Here is a 6,127-nt window from a genome sequence, read left to right as displayed (position 1 = left end):
CGCTTTGTTGGTGAACGCCACCGCGCTCGTCCACCAGTTCACCGCCCAGACAAGAATGCCGGTCGCTTTGTTCTTCCAGGACATCCATCCCCAGATACGCATGTCGATGGCCGGGTGATCGATAAAGATACCTATGTAGGGCGCTTTCGGTCCCGTGCATACATACCACCAGAATTCCTCGCCCGCCGCGATACGCCCCGGCACAAGTTCATTGTAGCCGTTCACATGCGGGCACCATATGTCCACGGCACCCGCGAGGTCCGGCACGACCTCTTCGGTGAGAAGACGCCGTATCTTCGGCGCATGTTTCTTTAAAAGGCTCATGCCGTCAATGACGAATTGATAATCCTTCACGTCCGGCTCATCGAACCAGTACACATACGCCTTGGAAAGCCATCCCTTTGCCTCGAGATGGTCCTGTATCGTTCTGATATATTTCCCCCAAAGCGCATCATATTCCGGCGAGCCCTGTTTGTGTCCGCCGAACTCGCCTTCCTTGCGGCTGAAGAACGTACCGCTTCCCATGCCGGCTATCGTGAGACGGAACACGGAGAAACCGAGCGTATCGAGGTAGTAAGTTCCATCGGCATCGAAATCGGTGAAGTCGAGGGAAAGATCGACCGCTTTGCCCGATGCATCCTTCACGAATGTCGTCAATGGCTGACGAAGCGCGTTCTGCGGCGATATACGGTGTTCAGCAAAATCGCGGTAATAGCGGTCCATGACATCCTTGAGTTCGGACGCGTCGGAAAGATTATGATATTTCTTTATCGGCCCGCTCCACATCTCAAAGGCGCTCTTAAGCGAAGGTTCGAGCGGGAGACCGAAATTCCACACGGTGATCGTTATCGGCACCGAAACGCGTTCGCCGTCGGCGGTGAGGGTTATCGTGCCGGTATACTCGCCAGCCGCAGCATCAAAGGGTATATGCACGGTGACCCATATCGGGCTCTGCATGTCCTTCGGTACGGGGAATGCGCCGCGTATCTTTTCTATCGGATCGGGCCAATTGCCGATGACGCCGGTCGGATCGGACGGTACGCGCACGTCTACATAGCCCACACGCCCGAATGAAATGTTCGATGCGCCGATAATACCACCCGCGCGCGTGAGGTCGGACGCGGAAAGCGTTACGCGGGCGATGTCCTTTGAAGGACGGAGGCTTATCTGGAACGATTCATACTCGTTCTTCGCCGCGTTGATCTTCACCGCTCCCGCTGCTTTCGGCACAGGGCGTGTACGGCTTATCTTGTATGCGGCGCTGCTCCACCAAAGCCCAAGCGGTGCCGGCGCGGCAAGACGCTCGCCGAAATTAGCGAATGAAAGCGTATCGACGGTGAACGAAGAGGACACGCTGTACACGACACTTTTTGCATCGCGTATGGTGAGCGTTACCGGCATGATGCCCGGCTCGGTTATCGGCAGCGAGAACGGGATATCGACCATGCTCACGGCATCGGCCTTCACGGAAAAGCGCTTCGTGAACTGTTTCTCTCCCGCAGCGAACACCGCCGTGTAATCGCCGTCCGCGCTCGCGCGCGTTTTGAATTTCACGACAGGATCGGCATCGAGCGATCCGAGCGATATGAGCTTGACGGCAAGCGATGCTCCCTTGACCAGTATCGTTGCGAACTGTGTATCACCGACGGCATCGGGTATCGATGAGGCGAGCGGTGCGGTATATTCATAATTGTTGATCTGGAACGCACCGGGTTTTGACTCGCCGCCTGCCGTTTCCGATGATGATGCCATAAGCCGGATCGAGATCTCTTCCGCGGGGAAAAGCGATGAGGGCAGGGCGAATTCCTTCGAGCCGGACGCGCTCATTTCACCGACCGCCGTGTATGCTGTACCGTCCGTCGACGCCTCGATGATGAGAGCCCCTGCCGCATAATATCCGATGTTTATACGCACGGACGCTGACGCCTGCGCTATCTGACCGACACGGTGACGGTATATGATGAACGAACCGCCGCTCATCACCCATCGTGTCGAGTTAAAACCTGCCGTATGCGAAACAAGGCAGCGTGCATAATTCGCACCTTCGCCGGAATAGACCGGGGCGAATTTATACGTATTACCGCGGATGTATTCCGTCAGCCCCAGTTCCATGCCGTTCACGGTACGCTGCAGCGGCTCTACCTCGAACACATTGACATCATCGAACAGTACCGATCCTTTCACATGCCATTGACCGAAGCGGAGATAACTGTCAGCGGCATTATCGGGAAGCTTGAACGCATAACCATAGGTGCGCCAGAAACTGTCGAACGTATAGTCGCGGTTGAGCGTACTTGGTCCGCTTATCGCACAGCCGCCCGCGGCGTTCTGACTGCGCGCCTGGAAGGTGACGCGGTATATGCGCGAGGGTTTCAGGGAAAAGGAGTCGCATTTCCAATAGCTCGAATCGTCGCCGTTGCCGGTGACCTTGATCGACCGGTCGCCGGACGCCCCCTCGCGTTCCCATTCACCGGCACCGGATAATGACCAGTTGCTCGGGGCATCGGTACCGGTCTCAAATGAGTTGTTCGGTATGGTTATCGATTGCGGGAAGAGCGGGAGAACAAAGAGAGAGGCGATCAGTATCCTTCGCATGCATCGCTCCTGGGACTATCGTACGTTCGCTTCATTATACCGCACATACGACGATCTTGTCCATGTACTTTTGTCTTGTTCTTTTGCACACGCAGGCGGACTTGTGCTCCCGTTCCCCCGGGACTATAATGAAGGAATGAGCGTTCCCATGCTCGAAAAAGTCCTCGATACCACGCTCGCATTCGACTATGTCTGTGCAGGCATCGCTGCCGGGCCGCATGCGAACCCCGAGCGTGCGCTCCCCTGCGCGCTTGTGTTCCGCATACGCGACGGCGAGGCGGATATTCGCACTGACAGGGCGTGCCATGCCGCTTCCGGCGATGCGATGATAATCCCGCCGGGCACCATGCACACGCTGTCGGTCTCAGGCGCGCGCGTTACAAGCGAGTGGGTGCATGTGAACTATTCGCTTTTCGGCTCCATCGATCTTTTCACGCTGATCGATGCCCCGCTCAGTGTTGCCGGTGCTTCAGCGGCGGCTATCGGGCATGCGAATGAGCGGCTCGCGAAACTCGACGGAACGCCGTTCTCGCTTAAGGTATCGGCCGACCGCAAGGCTGCGGGTTTCGAACTGCTTTCCTCCGTGCTTGCCGTCTCACAGCTGAAAGAGAACGCCTTCGATCTCCTTGAGCGTGCGCGCCCCATAGCTGCAGTGCTCCAGTACATACGCGACAATGTCAGCGCACGGTTCGACCGCAATGACCTTGCATCGATGGCGGGGCTTTCACCCGCGCGATTCCACGATGTGTTCAGATCGGTCACCGGTACAGCGCCCATGGAGTATGTCGGGCGATACCGCATGCGTGCCGCGGAGGTCATGCTCATCGGTTCAGACAGGAGCATAGCCGAAATTGCCAAGGGCACCGGCTTCCGAGACCAGTTCTATTTCAGCCGCGCATTCAAACGGTCGGCGGGCGTATCCCCCTCGGAATTCCGGGAGATGAACCGGACGCATATGCATACGGTGCCGGTCTCATGAATCGTCGGACGGATACAAGTATTTTGCGTTCCCATACAAGCTTTGCCGGTCGTTCATTGCGATTGTTTAGGCATGGAGGACACCATGTCGAACACACAAGCCGTAGTCGAGAAGGAATGTCGTATCGATGAAGATGATACAGCAGTACAGGGAGATGCTATGTTCACGACAAGTCCCATGAACGGAAGAGAGCGTTTTATCAATGTCATGGAATACAAGCCCGTGGACCGTGTGCCGAACTATGAGGCCGGTGTCTGGGGGCAGACGATAGACCGCTGGGAGGCCGAAGGCCTGTCGCGGCTTGACGCGCATTGGGACTGGTTCACGGGCGACGAGCACTTCGGCATGGATGCGCGTGAATTCATTCCGGTGAATTTCGATATGCTCCCCGGCTTTGAATACAAGGTATTGGAACGCACCGAGCGCTATGAGATATTCCGCGACGGCAAAGGGATCACTCGCAAAGCGCTTCTTGAAGGCACCGTCGGCGGCACGCGTGCGTCTATGGACGAGTACATCGATTTTCCGGTGAAGAAGCCTGAGGATTTTCAAGCGCTCAAATACCGCTATGAGATGCATGCATCACGCTATCCGATACAATGGGAATCGATAATGCTTCCTCGCTGGAAGGAACGGAAACATCCGCTCATTCTCGGGCGAAACTGCCAGACCCTCGGATACTACTGGCGCGCGCGCGAATGGCTCGGTACCGAAAACCTCTGCTATGCCTGGTACGATCACCCCGAGATGATGCATGAAATGATGAAGTTCATCACCGACATAACGATGATGATAGCAAAGCCCATCCTCGCAAAGACCGATATCGATTATGTCATGATAAGCGAGGACCTCGCGATGAAAAGCGGTCCGCTCCTTTCACCGGACACGTACCGCGAATTCATTTTCCCCGAGATGAAGCGCCTTGTCGACTGGCTTAAGGGCAACGGCGTACGCTATGTCGCAGTAGACTCCGACGGCAACTGCGAAGACATCATTCCGCTCTTCCTCGAAGCGGGTGTGGACGCGATATGGCCGCTCGAGCGAGCATCCGATATGGACCCCATCCGCATCAGAAAAGAATTCGGCAAGGGCATGCGCCTCTGGGGCGCTGTGGACAAACGCGAGCTGGCGAAGGATAAAAAAGCCATCGATGATCATCTGGCGACGATGCTCCCGCTCATAGACGAGGGTGGATTCTTTCCTACGGTGGACCACACGGTGCCGCCGGACGTATCGCTCGAGAACTTCCGCTACTATATGAAGCGAAAGATCGATATGCTTACGGGAAAATTCTGATACCGCTGTGATCCATGACGTGCATCATGGATCATTACGCAGCGCCGGTATCGATCATCCCCCGACGATGTCCATGGCGATATCGGCCCAGCGCGAGAGACGCGTGGGTTCATACTTTACGGTACTTATGTCCTTGAGTATGAGCTCAAGCGGGCAGCCGTTACGGGCAGAGACGTCAACGGTAGCCTGAAGGTGTTTTCGCACTTCGTCTTCATTGAATTCAGGCCAGGCGAGCAGCGCTGGGTTAGGTTTTCGTGAATACACGTAATCGCTTTTTATTTCCGCTGCGCTCATCTCTTCATCCGCCCACGGGCTTACCGATATCTTTCTCACGTTCGGTATTTTCTTTACCTGCTTCATCTTTCTGTCCAGCGGATCGCAGCAGCCGTAATAGACGAGACCGAAGCGCTCAAAAATGGGCATGCTCATCTCTATCTCGAATTCATCGAACATGTCCGGCGACACCGTTGTAAGCATCTGCGCGAGGCCGAACATCCAGATATCCTTTGCCACGGGCTTTTTCGGATCGAAGCCTTTTGATGGAAGCTCGTCGGTATACGCCCCCGTGCAGTGAATAAGCGACTGATGATGGCATAAAAGCCCCTGCTCCTCGAGCTGATCGAGCATGCTGAGATATCCGCGCACCATGCGTGAAAGCATTTCGCGTACGAACTCGGGCCGATCGACGATGGCATAGAGCGCCTGTTCCACGCTCATCCAGTGGCTGATGGGGTCCCAGAGCGAGAGATACGGATCGTAACCCTGTTCGAAGATACCAAGCGTACCGTTGAAAAGATCATGGGCGATGGAAAGCCTTCGCGCTGTTTCGGCAGTGTCATGTGTTATGACCGGCATCTGTATCTTTTCAAGGTCCTCATCCTTTTCGAACTGATTGGTGTACGCATGCCCCACGACGCTGTTCGTCGGGTCGCTGACGGCGACATGATCGACCGATCGTATGCCGAAGCCCGTATTGTGCACGGCCTTCTGTACACGTATGAACGGCTCCACGACCATATCCACAGGAAAATGTTCCCATTGATAGAGCGTCCGGCGTAGCTTCTCCTCATACCCGCGGCATTCCTTGTCCTCGCACTGAAGCGTGAGCTCGTCGCCGATGTTCATCTCGTTCCAGCACACCTGGTCTATCATCACCATCGGGCGCGACGGCTTTTTTGCGTTCAATCGCCGCCAGAGTTCCCGCTTCTTTTCCTGCAGGGGAAGCGCAGCGATCGTTGCTGTCTTCGCCGCCAATGT

At 55.8% G+C, this 6,127-nt stretch carries 4 protein-coding genes; 2 read left to right on the top strand and 2 right to left on the bottom strand.

Annotated features, from left to right (window positions below):
* Positions 1-2,595 (bottom strand): glycoside hydrolase domain-containing protein (locus AABZ39_06195; GenBank protein MEK6794346.1); only part of this gene is annotated, 2,595 nt, incomplete at its 3' end.
* A 148-nt stretch (positions 2,596-2,743) separates the two neighbouring features.
* Here AABZ39_06195 and AABZ39_06190 point away from each other — a divergent pair.
* On the top strand, positions 2,744-3,574 hold the full coding sequence (locus tag AABZ39_06190; GenBank protein MEK6794345.1) for an AraC family transcriptional regulator: 831 nt from the start codon (positions 2,744-2,746) through the stop codon (positions 3,572-3,574).
* 84 nt (positions 3,575-3,658) lie between these two features.
* On the top strand, positions 3,659-4,870 hold the full coding sequence (locus tag AABZ39_06185; protein MEK6794344.1) for a uroporphyrinogen decarboxylase family protein: 1,212 nt from the start codon (positions 3,659-3,661) through the stop codon (positions 4,868-4,870).
* A gap of 54 nt (positions 4,871-4,924) precedes the next feature.
* On the opposite strand, the gene AABZ39_06180 is transcribed toward AABZ39_06185, so the two are convergent.
* Positions 4,925-6,127, bottom strand: a 1,203-nt coding sequence (locus AABZ39_06180; GenBank protein ID MEK6794343.1) for a hypothetical protein, incomplete at its 5' end; no start/stop codon positions are given.

This window comes from Spirochaetota bacterium, assembly GCA_038043445.1.
Lineage (GTDB): Bacteria > Spirochaetota > Brachyspiria > Brachyspirales > JACRPF01 > JBBTBY01.
The sequence above is the reverse complement of the archived record's forward strand: the minus strand, read 5'-3'. Positions and strand labels throughout refer to the sequence as shown.